Raw genomic sequence first — 15,604 nt, forward strand, 5'->3', positions numbered from 1 at the left:
GGTCGAGCGCAGCCGCAGCGTCGCGACGCGCAGCCACGATATCGATCACACCGAGACCCTGGAACCGATGCCCGCTGCACGCAATGGAAGCCCGACGGTGGCTGTCACTCGGTTACTGGACGTTGTCGAGTCGGAGCGCCCTCGGGTACTGAACGCATTACGGACGGCAGCCGAGGCCGGCGACCCGCTGCGGGCACTGGTCGAACCGACGGATGCGGGATCACGCAACGGCGGCGACATCCTCGTGCATCTTCGGTTTCCGGACCTCAATGCCTGGGCCCGAAGCGATTTCGATGATGCGCTTCGCGATCCGGCGATCACCAACGTCAACGGCGTGACGTACCGGGGAACTCCGCTGCGTCGGGGTACCGGCACGGTGTACCGAGCGTTGCTACTGCGGGTACCGCCGGAGGTCCCCGCGGACCGGGTCAGCGCATTCGAACACGAACTCGCGATGATGCCCAGATATGTGTCCACCATCCGGGCATGGCAATTGAGCCCCGTCGATGAGGCGGTCGGGACCACAGGCTGGACTCATGTCTTCGAGCAGGAGTTCACCGACGTCGACGGATTGATGGGGCCCTACCTGATGCACCCCATCCACTGGGCCGTGGTGGATCGCTGGTTCGATCCGGAGACGACAGACATGATCGTCCGGGACCGCGTGTGCCACAGCTTCTGCCGAACCGACCAACCCGTCCTGAGCTGAAGCCCAGCCGGCTCCTCAGATCCCGGCGGGCGCGATATTCGGGTTCGCCGTCGCCGGTGGCTCCAGCGGCGGCAACGCGGTGAGCCCGTCCAGCGAATGCACCGGAAGATGTTGCGACCACGGGTAATGCAAGCTGAAGGCCACCAGGCCCGTGCGCTGCTCGGCAGGCAGGTGGCACATCGCCAAGACGGTCTCGGCCAGGTATTCGACCGGCTCGGTGGGGAAACTGTCCGGAATCAGCGACGCCGCACCGGGAGTGCGCACCGCCGTGGACGGGCCGACACAGTTCACCGCGATATTGGCGTCGAGCAACTCGGCCGCGACGCCTTGGGTGAACCGGTGCAACGCGGCCTTGCACGACGCGTAGATCACGTCGCCCGCGGTCTTGTTGTAGTCGCGGTACGGCCGAACCGGTGACACCCCGGTGACCGAGCCGATGTTCACGATCCAGCCCGCCCCCTGTCGACGCATATGGGGCACTGCGGCTTTCGTCAACACGAACGGTGTTCTCAGATAGTGCTCGACGGTCCGGTCGAACGTCTCCAGGGACATGTTTTCGACCACTGAATAGTCGGCGAATCCCGCATTGTTGACCACGATGTCGATACGGCCGGTGCGCTCCACCACCGCATCCACCAGCCCGTCACGCGCTGCGGAATCCTCCAGGTCGGCGGCGAGACCGAAAGCCTGCCCGCCCGCGTCGTCGATGAGTGCGAGTGTCTCCTCGATGGTGCCGGGTAAAGCCTCGGTGTTCCCGGACCGAAGCGAGGGCGAGGGCGTGTAGGCCCGGGCGGTGACCGCGACGGTCGCGCCTTCGGCGGCAAGCCGCTGGGCGATCGCCCGCCCGATCCCACGACTGCTTCCGGTCACCAACGCCGTCTTGCCGGCAAGGATCTGACTCATTGCAGGACGAAGTCCTCTTCGACGGGAGCCCGGTGCTGCTGCCACAAGTCGACCAGTCGATACGGGGTGGCGACGACGACGCGACCCGATTCCGACCGGTAGTACGTGTGGGCGTTCGGGGTGTGGCACCAGACGGTGCGTTGCATCGCCTGGTCGATACCGGCGACGTACTCCTCGAACGCTTTCTCGGTCACTTCGATCGTCGATGCGCCGCGTAAGGCCATGAGCTGCAGGCACTCCACGATGAAGTGGGCGAGAACCTCCATGGAGAAGTTGGCCCCCGCTCCGTGCCCTGGGCTGTAGTTGGGGGCCGAGGTGATGAACAGATTCGGAAATCCCGGAACGGTTCCGCCTCGGTAAGCACGGGGACTGTCCCCCCACTCCCCCGCCAACGTCTTGCCGCCACGGCCACGGATGTCGACGGTGGACAAGAAGTCGAGATGGTAGCCGGTGGCATAGATGATGACGTCGAGGTCGATCTGGCGGCCGTCGGCAGTCACGATTCCGTCAGAGTTCACCTCGGCGGGTTCACTCGCCTCGACATCGACATGCTCGCGGGTCAGCGCGGCGTAGTAGCCACCAGGGTCGCGAATGATGCGTTTGCCATAGGGAGCGAAGTCGGGTGTGACCTTGCGCGCCAATTCCGTTCCAGCCCCGAACATGCGGTCGATATAGTCCAGACACATCTGCAGCAAGACGTCGTTGGCCGGGGAGATCGACAAGTGCGTCTGCGACCACTCGGGATCCTGCAGGATGATCGGATAGTTGTTGTCTGCTGTGCCCCAGTACGACTTGAGCCGGTGCCACATGGCGTAGAACGGCAGCACCCGGCCCAGATAGCGCCGGTGCTCGGGCACCTCATCGGAGAGGCGCTTGCGGGGTGCCACCCAGTGCGGCTGCCGTTGAAAAACGGTGAGGTGATCGACTTCGTCGACACAGGCGTCGACGATCTGCACGGCGGTGCACCCGGCTCCGATGACGGCCACCTTCTTCCCGGTGAGGTCGAGGGTGGGGTCCCACAGTGCTGAGTGAATGCTGGTTCCGGAGAAGGTGTCTCGCCCCTTGATGTCCGGGAAGCGGGGCCGGTTGAGGTACCCGGCCGCCGTGACGACGACGCTGGCGTAGTCGACGCTTCGGACGCCGTCGGCGGCGCGTGAGTGGATCTGCCACTGCTGGCGTTGCTCGTCCCACCACAGCGCTTCGACTTCGGTACCGAACCGGATGTGGCGGCGCAACTGGTGCTTGTCGGCCAGGGCCACCAGATAATCCTGGTATTCGGCACCTTCCGGGTAGTAGTTGGACCAGTCCGGGTTCACCTCCCGAGACAGCGAGTAGTACGCCGACGGCGTGTCCACGCCGATGCCCGGGTACGTCGTGGTCAGCCACGTGCCACCGACCTCATTGTTGCGGTCGTAGATCTGGAAGTGCACGCCCTCCTCCGCCGCGGCCAGCGCGACCGCGATGCCGGCGATGCCGGCCCCGATGATCGCCATCGTCATCGTCGAGGGGATCGGCGTGGTCCTGGGCAGTGTGGGTTGCGAGGGTCGGAAACCGCCTTGCTCGAGAAGCAGATCCACCTGTTCGTCGTCGACGTCGGTGCCCAGCGCGATCGGCAACAGGGCGGCGAACAGCTCACGGTCGTCCGCGGCGATCGCGCCTGCCGGCCGGGGTCGACCGAGCGCGGCGATGATCTCGTCAGCCAGCGCATCGGCGGTGGCGGGATCGGTGGTGCCTGCCCGCTCCGGCGGGTCCGGGACGTGGTCGATCTTGCCGGCGTACCGGTCCACGACCGATGCGTCACCGGTCATCTGGGCGAGCACCGCAACCAGAACGCCGGGGTCTGCCTGACGCAGATGCGCGCGCAGGACAGCCGGATCCGGTGCGCTGTCTGCCGATGACGACGATTCAGTGGTAACGGTCATGCGTCGAGTATCGGACGGAGTCGCCACCCTCCATGCCCGCGTGTCTACTGAGCGGGAGACGAACCACCACTTCCGCGGTCGACCTGCCTACCGTGGCGCTCATGCACTCTGAGGACCTCGCCGCGGTCATCGCCCGTGCCCGCAGCCACAGCCTGGCCGACATCCCGCGCCGGTCGGCACGCAAGCAGCCGGACAAGACCGCCATCATCGATGGTGACGTGGTGCTGAGCTTCGCCGAGTTCGATCACCTGGTGGACCGAGCCGCCGGAGCGTTCCACGACAACGGCGTGCGCCCGGGCGATCGGGTTGCGCTGTTGGCACGCAATTGCTGGCAGTACGCAGTGCTGGCGTTCGCCACTGCCCGCGCCGGCGTTGTGCTCGTACCGATCAATTTCATGCTGACCGCCGAAGAGATCGCATACATCCTCGGGCACAGCAAGGCCTCCGCCTTCATCGTCGAGACCGACCTGGTGCCCGTCGCCGAGCAGGCGATGGCGATCAGCCCGACGGTGACCACAAAGGTTGTGCTGACACCCGACAGACAGTCCCCGCCTGCCGGTTGGTCGGACTTCGCCGACTGGCTGACCACGACCAGCCCCGCCCCCGATGTCCGCATCGACGACGATCAACTTCTGCGGGTCATGTACACCAGCGGCACCGAGTCACGGCCCAAAGGGGTCATGCACAGCAGCCGCAGCTTGATGTGGCAGTACATCAGCACTATCGTGGCCGGCTCCATGTCCGGCGATGACATCGAAGTCCACTCCCTGCCGCTGTATCACTGTGCCCAGTTGGACAATTTCCTGGCCACCGACATCTATCTCGGCGCCACCAGCATCATCGTGCCTCGACCGGATCCCGAACTGGTCTTACGCACCATCGAGCGCCATGGTGTCACCAATTACTTTGCGCCGCCCACTGTCTGGATCAGTCTGCTGCGCAGCCCGGTGTTCGACGAGGTGGACCTGTCGAGTCTACGCAAAGGCTATTACGGAGCGTCACCGATGCCCACCGAGATCCTGTACGAGATGAGACAGCGGCTGCCCAACCTCCGATTGTGGAACTTCTACGGGCAGACCGAGATGGCTCCCCTGGCCTCCGCGCTGGGACCAGACGAGCAGGATGCCCATGCCGGGGCAGCGGGACGGCCGGTCGTCAATGTCGAGACCGCCATCCTCGACGAGTCGGATAACCCCGTCGCGGCCGGAACTGTGGGCGAAATCGCCCACCGCAGCCCACATTTGATGCTCGGCTACCTCGATGCCGAGGAAACCACAGCCCAAGCCTTCTCCGGCGGCTGGTTCCACTCGGGGGATCTGGGTTTCTACGACGAGCACGGTCTGCTGCATGTCGTGGACCGCAAGAAAGACATGATCAAGACCGGTGGGGAAAACGTCGCCAGCCGTGAGGTCGAGGAAGTTCTCTACCGGCACAGCGGCATCGAAGAAGCGGCGGTGTTCGGCGTTCCGCACCCGGTCTGGGTGGAGGCTGTGGTCGCCGCGGTGGTCGCTCGAGCCGGAGCCGCTCCGTCGGAAGCCGAGATCCTGAGTCATTGTCGCGACCACCTCGCCGGGTTCAAGACTCCCAAGCAGGTGTTCTTCGTCGACTCTCTGCCGAAGAACCCGAGCGGCAAACTACTCAAACGCGATCTGCGCCAGCGGTTCAGCGTCGACATCACCGATATCGAAAGGGATTCCCCACGTGTATGAGGGCCGCATCGCGCGCTTTGACGAACCCGGTAAGCCGTTCGAAATCCAGACCGTCAGCCTTCCAGAGGTAGGCCCGGGAGAAATCCTGGTCCGGGTTCTGCGCGCGAATATCTGTGGGTCCGACGTGCATGCCTGGCACGGAACGTTCGCGACGCGGGGTCTCGGCGGCCAGCTGCCGACGGTTCTCGGTCATGAAATGGTCGGCGCTGTCGCCGCACTGGGCTCGGGCGTATCGACCGATTCCAACGGCAAGCCACTGGGCGAGGGCGCCCGCGTGGTGTTTCCCTACTTCTTCTGCTGTCACACCTGTAGGAATTGCCTGGCCGGCCGCCGCAACGCGTGCCTGAACTTGAAGATGGCGATGCTGGGCCGCGCTGACGAGCCGCCCTATTTCGTCGGCGGCTACGGTGACTACTACCTGCTGCCTGCCGGCGCGGTTGTCTACTCTGTGCCCGACAGCGTGGGTGACGATATCGCCGCTGGCGCCAATTGCGCTCTGTCGCAGGTGATGTACGGACTGGAACGCGTCGACATGCAGCTCGGCGAACATGTTGTGGTCCAAGGCGCAGGCGCCTTGGGGCTGTACGCGATCGCCGTGGCCAAGGCGCGCGGCGCCGCGAACGTCATCGCCATCGACGGGGTGTCCGAGCGACTCGAACTCGCAACAGCGTTCGGCGCCGACACCGTGCTCGACCTCAACGAGATCAGTACGCCGAAAGATCGCGCGAAAGCGGTTCGGGGGTTGACCGGCGGCCATGGCGCCGACGTGGTGGTCGAGGTCGTGGGACACCCGTCGGCCATCGAGGAGGGTCTGCAGATGCTGGGACAGTTCGGCCGTTATGTCGAGATCGGCAATATCAACGTCGGCCAGACCTTCGCCTTTGATCCGTCGCGCTTCGTGTTCTCTAACAAGACCATGGTCGGGGTGTCGCTGTATGACCCGGCAGTGCTGTCTCGCGCCTTGACATTCCTCGACCGCCATCAGCACTCGCTGCCATTCGAGCGGCTCGCCGCAGCGTCCTACGCGCTCGACGACATCAACGACGCGTTCGCCGCTGCCGACGGTAAGCGGGACATCCGGGCCAGCTTGATCCCCTGACCATCACGACCGGAGGAGAATTCGTTTTGCCCACCTACGAGCACCCCACGCTGTTCATCGACGGCGGCTGGGTGAAACCGGGCGGCAGCGGCGTGATCGATGTCATCGATCCCGCAACCGAGAAGGTGATCGGTCACGTGCCCAACGGTTCCGCCGCGGACGTCGACGCTGCGGTTGACGCGGCGCGACGCGCATTCGACCCGCTGATCAGCGTGGACGAACGCCGCGATCGACTCCACCGCGTGATCGATGCGATGGAGAAGCGTCTGCCCGACATCGCCCATCTCATCACCGCGGAGATGGGCGCCCCGGTGCGCATCGCTGCCACGGTTCAAACGCAGGTTCCGTTGGCGGTGGCCAAGGGGTTCGCCGACGCACTGGATGGTTTCGCCTTCGAGGAGCGCATCGGCAACTCCCTGGTGCTGCGGGAACCATACGGGGTGGTCGGTGCCATCACACCGTGGAACTACCCGCTGTACCAGGTGGTCGCGAAGGTGCTGCCCGCAATCGCCGCGGGTTGCACCGTCGTGCTCAAGCCCAGCAACGACGCGCCCCTGTCGGTGTTCGCCTTTGTCGAGGCGTGCGAAGAGGCCGGGCTGCCCCCCGGCGTCATCAACATCGTGTCGGGCCCGGGCCAGGTCATCGGTGAGCGCTTGGCCTCTCACCCCGACGTCGACTTCGTGTCCTTCACCGGGTCCACCGGTGTCGGGTCGCGCGTCGGAGAATTGGCCGGGCAGTCGATCAAGAAGGTCGCCCTCGAGCTGGGTGGCAAATCGGCCAATGTGATCATCGACGGGGCGGACGTTAGCACCGCCGTGAAGGTCGGGGTCGGCAATGCGTTCCTCAACGGAGGCCAGACCTGCATGGCCTGGACCCGGATGCTGGTGCCACAGAAGCACTATGGCGAGGCACTGGACCAGATCGAGACTGCCGTCGCCCGTTACACCGTGGGCGACCCCTGGGATCCCGCCACCCGCATCGGCCCGTCGGCCTCGCGGTCGCAGTTCAACACCGTCCGCGGCTTCATCGAGCGGGCCGCCCACGAGGGCGCCCGGCTGCTGACCGGCGGCGCCGAACCTGTTCGAGACGAGGGATTCTTCCTCGCTCCAACAGTTTTCGCCGATGTCGATCCGGAATCCGAGCTCGGCCAGGAAGAGGTGTTCGGCCCCGTACTGGCAGTCATCCCCTACACCGACACCGAGGATGCGCTGCGCATAGCCAACGGAACTCCCTACGGACTGTCTGGCGCGGTGTGGGCCGCCGACGACGAGACCGCGATCGCGTTCGCCCGCCAGGTACAGACCGGCCAACTCGATATCAATGGCGGACCCTACAACCCGGCCGCACCGTTCGGCGGATACAAGAAATCCGGCATCGGGCGTGAACTGGGACGCTTCGGGCTCGAGGAATTCCTGCAGACCAAGTCCCTGCAACTCAGGGCGGACGCATGACTTCACCGCTGGACGTCAATACGCAAGGCGCAGTTCAGGTCTGGACCATCACCTTGCCTGAGGTCGGCAACGCCATCACCGATCCGGCTGTCATCGCCGCGTTCGAGCAGGCTGTGGATGCGGCGAACCGCGATACTGCCGTGTGTGCGATCGTGCTGACCGGCGCCGGGAAGATCTTCTCCGCCGGCGGCAACGTCAAGGACATGGCGGACGGCCGCGGCATGTTCGGGTTGGATGCCATCGACCAGCGCCGCGCTTATATCGACGGAATCCAACGGATACCGCGAGCGCTTGGCCGTCTCGAAGTTCCTCTGATCGCGGCGGTCAACGGTGCGGCCATCGGTGCCGGGTGCGACCTGGCGATGATGTGCGACATTCGCATCGCCTCTGAGCGCGCCTCGTTCGCCGAAAGCTTCGTCCAGCTGGGCCTGATCCCCGGCGACGGCGGCACCTGGTTCTTGCCGCGTGCCGTCGGGTACGCGCGGGCCGCGGAGTTGACCTTCACCGGCGACCGGATCGATGCCGGCACGGCACTCGAATGGGGTTTGGTCAGCCGTGTCGTGCCCCACGATGACCTGCTCACCGAAGCACGGACCTTGGCCGAACGCATCGCGGTCAACCCGCCGCACGCCCTGCGGATGGCCAAACGGCTTCTGCAGGAATCCATCTCCGGAACGCTGGAATCCACTCTGGCAATGGCCGCCGCAATGCAGCCGCTGGCTCACCACGACTCCGAGCACCAGCGCCGGATCGCGAAGTGGAGGACGACGTGACCACCGCGATGCCCCGGTTGGTACCACCGGTCAGTAGCGACGCCACCTCGGGCGCACTACGGGCGGAAGTACGGGCTTTCCTGACTGATCAGCTGGCCGCCGGCGCGTTCCGCCCGTCGATCGACTCGTGGTTGTGCGGATGGGATGAAGGCTTCACGTTGGCGTTGGCCACGCGCGGCTGGCTGGGCATGACCGTTCCCCAGCGATACGGCGGTCACGGGCGTTCTTTCCACGAGCGATTCGTCGTCACCGAGGAATTGCTGGCCGCGGGCGCTCCCGTCGCGGCACATTGGATCGCCGATCGGCAGATTGTGCCGTCGCTGCTCAAATACGGTACGGAGCAACAGAAGTCGCACTTCCTGCCGCGCATCGTCGCCGGCGAGTGCTTCTTCGCGATCGGGATGAGCGAACCGGATTCTGGATCCGACCTCGCCAGCGTGCGCACCCGGGCAACCCGGGTTGACGGCGGCTGGTCGCTGACCGGCACGAAGGTCTGGACTTCCGGAGCGCACCGTGCGCACGCCTTCATCGTGCTGGCCCGCACCGCCGCCGCGGATCCCGCGCATCGCCACGCCGGACTGAGCCAGTTCATCGTCGACTTGCACGGTCCTGGGGTGGATGTCCGTCCCATCGTCTCGATGAACGGCGGCCATCACTTCAACGAGGTCATCCTCTCCGACGTCTTCGTCCCCGACGCGATGGTCTTCGGTGAGATCGGACAGGGTTGGACTCAGGTCACCTCGGAGCTGAGTTTCGAACGCAGTGGCCCCGAACGCTTCCTGTCGACCTTCCCGCTCCTCGCGCACGCGGTGGATACCACGGGCAACCCGCGAAGATCGGGTCATCGCGAACTCGGCCGCCTGGTGGCTCGCATCGCCGGGCTTCACCATATGTCGACGGCAGTGGCAGGCGCGTTGCAACGTGGGGAGAGCTGCGATGTGGCCGCTTCCGTCGTCAAGGTGTTGGGCACGACCGTCGAAGGTGACGTCGCCGACTTCGCCGACCTTGAAACCGATTCCGGTACAACGCAATCCGCCGAATGGGTGGAACTGGTCGCGGATGCGGTCGACCAGCGTCCCGGCTTCACATTGCGCGGCGGAACCAACGAAGTGTTACGTGGCGTGATAGCACGCGGATTGGGCATTCGATGACCACGACCCCCCTCGCGACGAACGCCGTCCCGGCGGTCGACCCCGACCTCGTCGCCATGATGGACGCCGTCTTCGCCGACCACCAGCGGAGCGGACCCTCGCACGGCACGGGCGGACGCGCTTGCCTTGACCGGGCTCTGTGGCACCGACTCGAATCCCTCGGGTTGGCGCGGCTGACCGGATCGGAGCAGTCGGGTGGCAGCGGTGCGGGTTGGCATGAGGCCGCCGTGTTGCTGACTGCCGCTGCACGCCATGGGATTCGCACTCCGGTCGGCGAACACGACTTGTTGGCATGCTGGCTGCTGGAGGCCGCCGGCCAGCCGCTTGACGATGCCGTCCGCACCGTGCACCTACGGGGACGCGACGCCGAGCATGATGCACCGGTTGCGTGGGCGGCCGAGGTCGATCGGATCGTGGTGGTGTGGTGGACCGGCGACGAGTACCGCCTGGCCGACGTCGAGCGCGCCACGATGTCCGTGACCGAGGGCGCCAATCTGATCGGTGAGCCCCGTGACACGGTCCGCGCCGAGCTGGCGGCGACCGCCGGAGTACCTGTCAGCGAAGCGCTGGTGGGACGGTTGATGCGCAGGGCGGCGCTGATCAGGTCGATCCAGGTGTGCGCGGCACTCGAACGCGCCGTGGAGCTGTCCATCGAGCACGTGACCGCCAGGGTGCAATTCGGCCGCCCGCTGGCCAAGTTCCAGGCGATCCAGAATCTCATCTCGGATGCCGCTGCCGAGGCCGCGCTCGCCCGGGCCGCCACCGAGGCCGCACTCGACGTCGCCGTCGCAACAGAATGGGACTCGGTGAACCTCGACTTCCTCATCGCCACCGCGCGTTCCTGCGCCGGTCATGCGGCGTCGGTGGTCACCCGCAACGCCCACCAGGTGCACGGGGCGATCGGCACGACCCGGGAACATCGATTGCACGAATTCACCCGTGCAGCGCTGGCGTGGCGGTCCGAATACGGGTCGGTGCGCCACTGGGACGAGCAGGTCGCCGCCGCCGCAACCGCTGCGGGACCCGAGGGATTGTGGGCCCTGATCGCCGATAGTCGCTGACCTGGTCCCGGTGTTCCACTCAACGGTCATCAGCGGTGTAACCGGCGCCACATCCGGGGTTGACTTCTCGTCATGAGCAACGAGATCGCCTTGTCCGAGGTCCAGGAGTTCATCGCGGGGTTCTGGTATCACTACGACCAGGGCCACTTCAACGAGGTGGACGCCCGTATCGGCGACGACATGCACTACCTGAGCCGCTCGGATTCCGGGAACTGCCCATTCGAGCATCTCCTCGCGGCCGAACTTCACGGCGGCGAGCAAACCCGCGCGTGGCTCATGGAGCACCGCAACGAGAACCCGTACCCGTGCCGCCACCACGCGACCAACATCTTCCGCACCGGTGTCGACGGTGACGTGACGTCGGTCCGGTTCTATCTGTTCGTCAACCAGATCACCAACAACGTTCCGTTCGCCGTATCCAGCGGCGTCGTCGACGCAGGCATCCGCCGGTCGAGCGACGGTCTGGTGTTCACCTCGATGACGGTGATCCTCGACGCCGAGGATTCCGTGCCGCTGGCGCAGCACACCGCCAACACCTCCGCCAGCACCCCCGCGTGAGCGCACGCGAGACCTTCGGCGGCGGGGTCGCCGTCATCACCGGTGCCGGCGCGGGAATCGGTGCGGGCCTGGCTCGTCAGGCCAGCCGGCTGGGCATGACTGTGGTCCTGGCCGACGTCGACGCCGCAGCAGTGGCGGCGCTGCGCGAAGAACTCACCGCGGCAGGTGGATCGGCAGTCGACATGGTCTGCGACGTGCGCGACGCCGACGCGGTCGAAGAGTTGGCCGAGGCTGTCTACCGCGACGTCGGGGATGTGCGTCTGCTGGTGAACAACGCCGGTGTCGAACAGTTCGGCTATTTGTGGGATACCCCCGTCGCCAACTGGCAGCGCGTCGTCGACATCAACATCAGTGGCGTCTTCCACGGGATTCGGGCGTTTCTACCCAGGATGATGGCCACCGACGCGCCCGCGTGGGTGTGGAATCTGTCCTCGATCGGCGGCGTCGCCGTGGTTCCGTTGCAGGCGCCGTACATCATGAGTAAGCATGCCGTGCTGGCGCTGACCGAGTGCCTGCACCTCGAGGTCCAGTCCGCTGGGCACGATCACCATGTGCACGTGCAGGCAGTCCTGCCAGGTGCGGTGGTATCCAACATCTTTGAGTCGGCAGGCGGCGTGAACTCCGGTGACGCCGGTGCCGCCGAGGCCCAGCGAACCGCCATGCTGGACATCAAAGCCGAAGCCATGGATCCGATCGCGGCCGCCGAAGTGGTGTTCGATCAGGCCGTCGAAGGCCGGTTCTATCTGCTCACCCAGCCTGATTACGTCGGGTCTGCGATGGCGGAGCGGGCCCGCGTCCTGACCAACCAGGAGACGCCTCGGTTGCGTACCCAACGCCGATTCGACCCCGCCCAGAACTGACATGCTCCCCCAACTCGATCCAGACGCCGCCGACCGCGTCGCCTCTCTCGGTGAGCTGCCCCCGATGCGCATCCGGGGACTGACCGCAGTGCGGTCCGGCCTCGAATCCGCGCCGCTGCCCGATATGCCGCCAATGGCGGGCATCGACGATCTGACGGCTTCGGGTCCGGCAGGACCGATCCCGCTTCGGCTCTACCGGCCCACCACCGAGCCCTTCCCACCCGTGCTCGTCTACCTGCACGGCGGCGGCTTGGTGATGGGAAGCAACCACTCGTTCGAACCGCTGGCACGCGAGCTGGCCCATGCCAGCGGCGCAGCCGTGGTATCGGTCGACTACCGATTGGCACCCGAGTCTCCGCCACCGGCACAATTCGACGACGCCTACGCCGCCACCGAATGGGTTGCGGCGCAAGCCGATACCCTAGGCCTGGACGCGGGCCGGCTCGCGGTGGTCGGCGACAGTGCGGGCGGATCGCTGGCCGCCGCCGTCGCACTGGCGGCGCGGGATCACGGCGGCCCCAGGATTGCCGTGCAGGTGTTGCTCTATCCGGGCCTGGACAGGGACATGGGCACGACGTCGATCACCTCGATGCCGGATGCGCCGATGCTGCGCCACGACGACATCCTGTACATGCACGAGTTGGTCGACCAGGGAACCGGGGTGCCGCGGGAGCCTTACCAAATCCCGGCCTATGCACGCGATCTGCGCGACTTGCCGGCAGCCATCGTGGTTACCGGGGAGTGCGACCCGATCCGGGATTGGGGCGAACGCTACGCGTGCCGGCTGCGTGACGCCGGCGTGCAGACGACACTCACTCGTTACCCGGGCGTGTACCACGGCTTCCTGATGCGGTCTGATGCCACCGCGCGGGGCCGTCTGGCGATCGCGGAGATCGGTGCCCTGCTGCGCGCGAAATTCCGCCATCTCGGCACCGAAAGCGGATCTCCCGATCACCGGACGTTCGTCAGATCGTCCAACTCGACAACCACCACAATCGAATGCCTCACCACCGAAGGAGATCATCATGCTGACGGATGAGCAGCGTCAGGAACTGTCCGACATCCTGCGTCCGGTGGCACCGCCCCGTGAGCTCACCGACATCTACACCGCCGATCAACGACGGCGGCTACTCGATGTCGTCCATGACGAGGGGCCGTGGAAGCTCATCATCGCCCAGCACTTCGCTTCCGCCGACGAACTGATGGCGACCATGAGCGGCGCGTTCCCTGAGGGTTTCACGCCCTCGTTGGACCTGTTCCTGACTCCGACCTTCCGCGGATACCTGGCCAATTACGGGACCGTCCTCTACCCCGAGCTGCACGACTGCTTCTACAACGCCGACTTCATCGGGCACGCCAAGAGCTACTGGAACGCGCAGTACGCGAAGCCAGAAATGATGCTGTTCAACATCAACGGGCCGTGCGCCAACCGCGACCCCGGCCACCTGGATTCGCCGAGCTTCCGCGGCGTGCGTCACGAGAACGCCCCGACCTGGCTGTGCAGCGTGATGGGAAAGTCCGGGCTGTTCACCGACTACCTGATCAAGATGGCCCAGGTCATCACCTGGTTCTCCCTCGACGAAGGATCCGGGTTCACCTACTGGCCCGACGGCCCGCTCAAGGCTCCCGCCCGCGTCCTGCCCCCGATCAACAACCGCGGAGTGGTTGTGCAGAACGAGATGATGGTGCACCGCGGTGAGGCCAATGGCCCACTGGATCAACAGGTTCCGGCCGGATTGGCATTCGACACTGTCTTCGCCGGGGACCCCACCGACCGCGATCAATGGCTGCTGAAGAACGGCGAGGATGTCATCGCCCGGCACCACACCGACGACCTGAGGTTCCTGGTGCACTGGTCGGCCGAAGTGTTCTCCGACTTCGACGAACTGAAGAAGAACATGGACGGCACCGACGACATCACGATCGAACGCGCGATCGGCATGATGGTCGATGACCTCAAAGGCAAGGGCATCACACTCGATGTGCCGAGCGAGCCGTTGCACGATCCGCAGTTCATTGCGGCCCTCAACTCCGCATACGATCTCGGCGGACCGACGAGCTACCCGGACGAGGCACCCATCAGCGCATTCCAATTCGCCTGAGCAGTAAAGGGCCTAAGCAGCAAAAGGACAGTGAGATGGATCGGTTCTCAGAGCGGCGCGCGATTGTCACCGGCGCCGGATCGGGTATCGGCGCCGCCACCGTAGCCCGCTTGCTCGACGAGGGTGCCGCGGTCGCGGCGTTCGACATCTCCGCGGCCGGCCTCGCGGCGACTACCGCCGCCGCCGAGGATGCAGGCACGGCCAAGCGCCTCACCACTGCCGTCGTCGACATCTCGGTCGAAGACGACGTCGTCGCCGCGGTGGATGCGGCGGTGACGGAGATGGGCGGTCTGGAGGCGTTGATCAACGTCGCTGCCATTCAGTCCTGTTCACATACCCACGAAACCAGTTTGGACGAGTGGAACCGCACACTGGCGGTCAACCTCACCGGAACGTTCCTCATGACCCGGCAGGCACTGCCCGCCCTGCTGAAGTCGGGCCGTGGTGTCGTCGTGAACTTCACCTCCACCGCCGCGACCTTCGCTCACCCGTACATGGCGGCATACGCGGCGAGCAAGGGCGGGATACTCAGTTTCACGCACTCGCTGGCGTTGGAATACGCGAAACAGGGTTTGCGCGCGGTCAACATCCAACCGGGCGGTGTGTCCACGACGTTGGCCAACAGCACCTTGGACAAAATGCCCGAAGGATACGACCTCGGCCTATGGGCCAAACAGACTCCACTGCTTCACGGCAACGATAGCGAGATCCTTGGTGATCCCAGCGCTGTCGCGTCGGTGGTCGCTATGGTTGCCTCTGATGACGGTGCCTTCATCACCGGCACCGAGATCCGCCTGGACGGCGGCGCGCACGCCTAGCTGAGAGAGGACCGTCGGCATGGATTCAGATGCTCTGACGCTCCTGCTCGACGAACGCGCCATCGAACGCGCGCTGATCCTCTTCGCACGAGCAATGGACGAACGGGACTGGGCTGCGATGGAGCGCATCCTTTCCGAGGATGCCGAGGGCGATTTCGGCACGGGGCGGGTGACTGGGCGCTCCGCTGTCATCGGCCTCGTCCGCGGTTACTTGGACCACTGCGGAGTCACCCAGCACCTGCTCGGCAATGTCGTGATCGATGTCTCGGGTGACCGGGCCACCAGCCGGGCCTACATCCGCGACGTTCACCTGGACTCGACCAACGATCCAGCGACGCGGATGTACACCCTCGGCGACTACCGCGACGCCTGGCGGCGGACCGCCGATGGATCATGGCAGCTGATCGAGCGGGTGAAGATCAATCGCGGTTTCGTCGGCACTCTTGAGGTGTTCGACGAGAGACCGCGTTGAACTCGCGCCTCGGTCA

At 65.5% G+C, this 15,604-nt stretch carries 15 protein-coding genes; 13 read left to right on the top strand and 2 right to left on the bottom strand.

Features of this window, described 5'->3' with window-relative positions:
• The first annotated feature begins 67 nt into the window (after window positions 1-67).
• Complete coding sequence (locus tag BST42_RS14270; protein WP_308207471.1) at window positions 68-709, top strand: Dabb family protein; 642 nt, start codon at window positions 68-70, stop codon at window positions 707-709.
• Between the two features lie 15 nt (window positions 710-724).
• Here BST42_RS14270 and BST42_RS14275 read toward each other — a convergent pair whose 3' ends face one another.
• Together BST42_RS14275 and BST42_RS14280 are read right to left on the bottom strand one after the other, a co-directional pair.
• Window positions 725-1,612: an SDR family NAD(P)-dependent oxidoreductase gene (locus BST42_RS14275; protein WP_083119553.1), complete on the bottom strand. Its 888-nt coding sequence runs from the start codon at window positions 1,610-1,612 to the stop codon at window positions 725-727.
• The gene (locus tag BST42_RS14280; RefSeq protein ID WP_083119556.1) at window positions 1,609-3,534 is read right to left on the bottom strand and encodes a flavin-containing monooxygenase; all 1,926 of its coding nucleotides are present in this window, start codon (window positions 3,532-3,534) and stop codon (window positions 1,609-1,611) included. Before BST42_RS14280 ends, BST42_RS14275 begins: the two co-directional genes overlap by 4 nt.
• 101 nt (window positions 3,535-3,635) lie before the next feature.
• Here BST42_RS14280 and BST42_RS14285 point away from each other — a divergent pair, with 101 nt between their 5' ends.
• The 12 genes from BST42_RS14285 (at window position 3,636) to BST42_RS14335 (ending at window position 15,588) form a co-directional block, all read left to right on the top strand.
• Entirely contained in the window at window positions 3,636-5,243 is a 1,608-nt protein-coding gene (locus tag BST42_RS14285) for an acyl-CoA synthetase (RefSeq protein ID WP_083119559.1), read from the top strand.
• On the top strand, window positions 5,236-6,342 hold the full coding sequence (locus tag BST42_RS14290; protein ID WP_083119562.1) for a zinc-binding dehydrogenase: 1,107 nt from the start codon (window positions 5,236-5,238) through the stop codon (window positions 6,340-6,342). Before BST42_RS14285 ends, BST42_RS14290 begins: the two co-directional genes overlap by 8 nt.
• A 26-nt stretch (window positions 6,343-6,368) precedes the next feature.
• Window positions 6,369-7,793: an aldehyde dehydrogenase family protein gene (locus BST42_RS14295; protein ID WP_083119565.1), complete on the top strand. Its 1,425-nt coding sequence runs from the start codon at window positions 6,369-6,371 to the stop codon at window positions 7,791-7,793.
• Window positions 7,790-8,566, top strand: coding sequence for a crotonase/enoyl-CoA hydratase family protein (locus BST42_RS14300; protein WP_083119568.1), 777 nt, complete (start codon window positions 7,790-7,792; stop codon window positions 8,564-8,566). The genes BST42_RS14295 and BST42_RS14300 overlap by 4 nt, the downstream gene beginning before the upstream one ends.
• A gap of 8 nt (window positions 8,567-8,574) precedes the next feature.
• Window positions 8,575-9,717 carry an acyl-CoA dehydrogenase family protein gene (locus BST42_RS14305; protein WP_083119743.1) on the top strand — a complete coding sequence of 381 codons (1,143 nt, stop codon included), beginning with the start codon at window positions 8,575-8,577 and terminating at the stop codon, window positions 9,715-9,717.
• The gene (locus BST42_RS14310; RefSeq protein WP_083119570.1) at window positions 9,714-10,778 is read left to right on the top strand and encodes an acyl-CoA dehydrogenase family protein; all 1,065 of its coding nucleotides are present in this window, start codon (window positions 9,714-9,716) and stop codon (window positions 10,776-10,778) included. Before BST42_RS14305 ends, BST42_RS14310 begins: the two co-directional genes overlap by 4 nt.
• Window positions 10,779-10,850: 72 nt before the next feature.
• Window positions 10,851-11,336 (top strand): nuclear transport factor 2 family protein, encoded by a 486-nt coding sequence (locus tag BST42_RS14315; protein ID WP_083119573.1) that lies wholly within the window; start codon window positions 10,851-10,853, stop codon window positions 11,334-11,336.
• Entirely contained in the window at window positions 11,333-12,196 is an 864-nt protein-coding gene (locus BST42_RS14320) for an SDR family NAD(P)-dependent oxidoreductase (RefSeq protein WP_083119575.1), read from the top strand. Before BST42_RS14315 ends, BST42_RS14320 begins: the two co-directional genes overlap by 4 nt.
• A gap of 1 nt (window position 12,197) precedes the next feature.
• Complete coding sequence (locus tag BST42_RS29040) at window positions 12,198-13,235, top strand: alpha/beta hydrolase (protein WP_110918598.1); 1,038 nt, start codon at window positions 12,198-12,200, stop codon at window positions 13,233-13,235.
• On the top strand, window positions 13,222-14,298 hold the full coding sequence (locus tag BST42_RS29045) for a hypothetical protein (RefSeq protein WP_110918599.1): 1,077 nt from the start codon (window positions 13,222-13,224) through the stop codon (window positions 14,296-14,298). The genes BST42_RS29040 and BST42_RS29045 overlap by 14 nt, the downstream gene beginning before the upstream one ends.
• A 35-nt stretch (window positions 14,299-14,333) precedes the next feature.
• Window positions 14,334-15,116 carry an SDR family NAD(P)-dependent oxidoreductase gene (locus BST42_RS14330; protein WP_083119578.1) on the top strand — a complete coding sequence of 261 codons (783 nt, stop codon included), beginning with the start codon at window positions 14,334-14,336 and terminating at the stop codon, window positions 15,114-15,116.
• Window positions 15,117-15,135: 19 nt separating this feature from the next.
• Window positions 15,136-15,588, top strand: a complete 453-nt coding sequence (locus BST42_RS14335; RefSeq protein ID WP_083119580.1) for a nuclear transport factor 2 family protein — start codon at window positions 15,136-15,138, stop codon at window positions 15,586-15,588.
• Window positions 15,589-15,604 lie beyond the last annotated feature (16 nt).

Source organism: Mycolicibacterium rhodesiae (assembly GCF_002086695.1).
Classification (GTDB): Bacteria; Actinomycetota; Actinomycetes; order Mycobacteriales; family Mycobacteriaceae; genus Mycobacterium; species Mycobacterium rhodesiae.

What these genes read in the sequence shown, in the direction of transcription:
- BST42_RS14275 (WP_083119553.1), bottom strand. Translation starts at nt 1,612, where the DNA reads ATGAGTCAGATCCTTGCCGGCAAGACGGCGTTGGTGACCGGAAGCAGT.
- BST42_RS14335 (WP_083119580.1), top strand. Translation starts at nt 15,136, where the DNA reads ATGGATTCAGATGCTCTGACGCTCCTGCTCGACGAACGCGCCATCGAA.
- BST42_RS14315 (WP_083119573.1), top strand. Translation starts at nt 10,851, where the DNA reads ATGAGCAACGAGATCGCCTTGTCCGAGGTCCAGGAGTTCATCGCGGGG.
- BST42_RS14310 (WP_083119570.1), top strand. Translation starts at nt 9,714, where the DNA reads ATGACCACGACCCCCCTCGCGACGAACGCCGTCCCGGCGGTCGACCCC.
- BST42_RS14280 (WP_083119556.1), bottom strand. Translation starts at nt 3,534, where the DNA reads ATGACCGTTACCACTGAATCGTCGTCATCGGCAGACAGCGCACCGGAT.
- BST42_RS29045 (WP_110918599.1), top strand. Translation starts at nt 13,222, where the DNA reads ATGCTGACGGATGAGCAGCGTCAGGAACTGTCCGACATCCTGCGTCCG.
- BST42_RS29040 (WP_110918598.1), top strand. Translation starts at nt 12,198, where the DNA reads ATGCTCCCCCAACTCGATCCAGACGCCGCCGACCGCGTCGCCTCTCTC.
- BST42_RS14285 (WP_083119559.1), top strand. Translation starts at nt 3,636, where the DNA reads ATGCACTCTGAGGACCTCGCCGCGGTCATCGCCCGTGCCCGCAGCCAC.
- BST42_RS14330 (WP_083119578.1), top strand. Translation starts at nt 14,334, where the DNA reads ATGGATCGGTTCTCAGAGCGGCGCGCGATTGTCACCGGCGCCGGATCG.
- BST42_RS14270 (WP_308207471.1), top strand. Translation starts at nt 68, where the DNA reads ATGCCCGCTGCACGCAATGGAAGCCCGACGGTGGCTGTCACTCGGTTA.
- BST42_RS14305 (WP_083119743.1), top strand. Translation starts at nt 8,575, where the DNA reads ATGCCCCGGTTGGTACCACCGGTCAGTAGCGACGCCACCTCGGGCGCA.
- BST42_RS14300 (WP_083119568.1), top strand. Translation starts at nt 7,790, where the DNA reads ATGACTTCACCGCTGGACGTCAATACGCAAGGCGCAGTTCAGGTCTGG.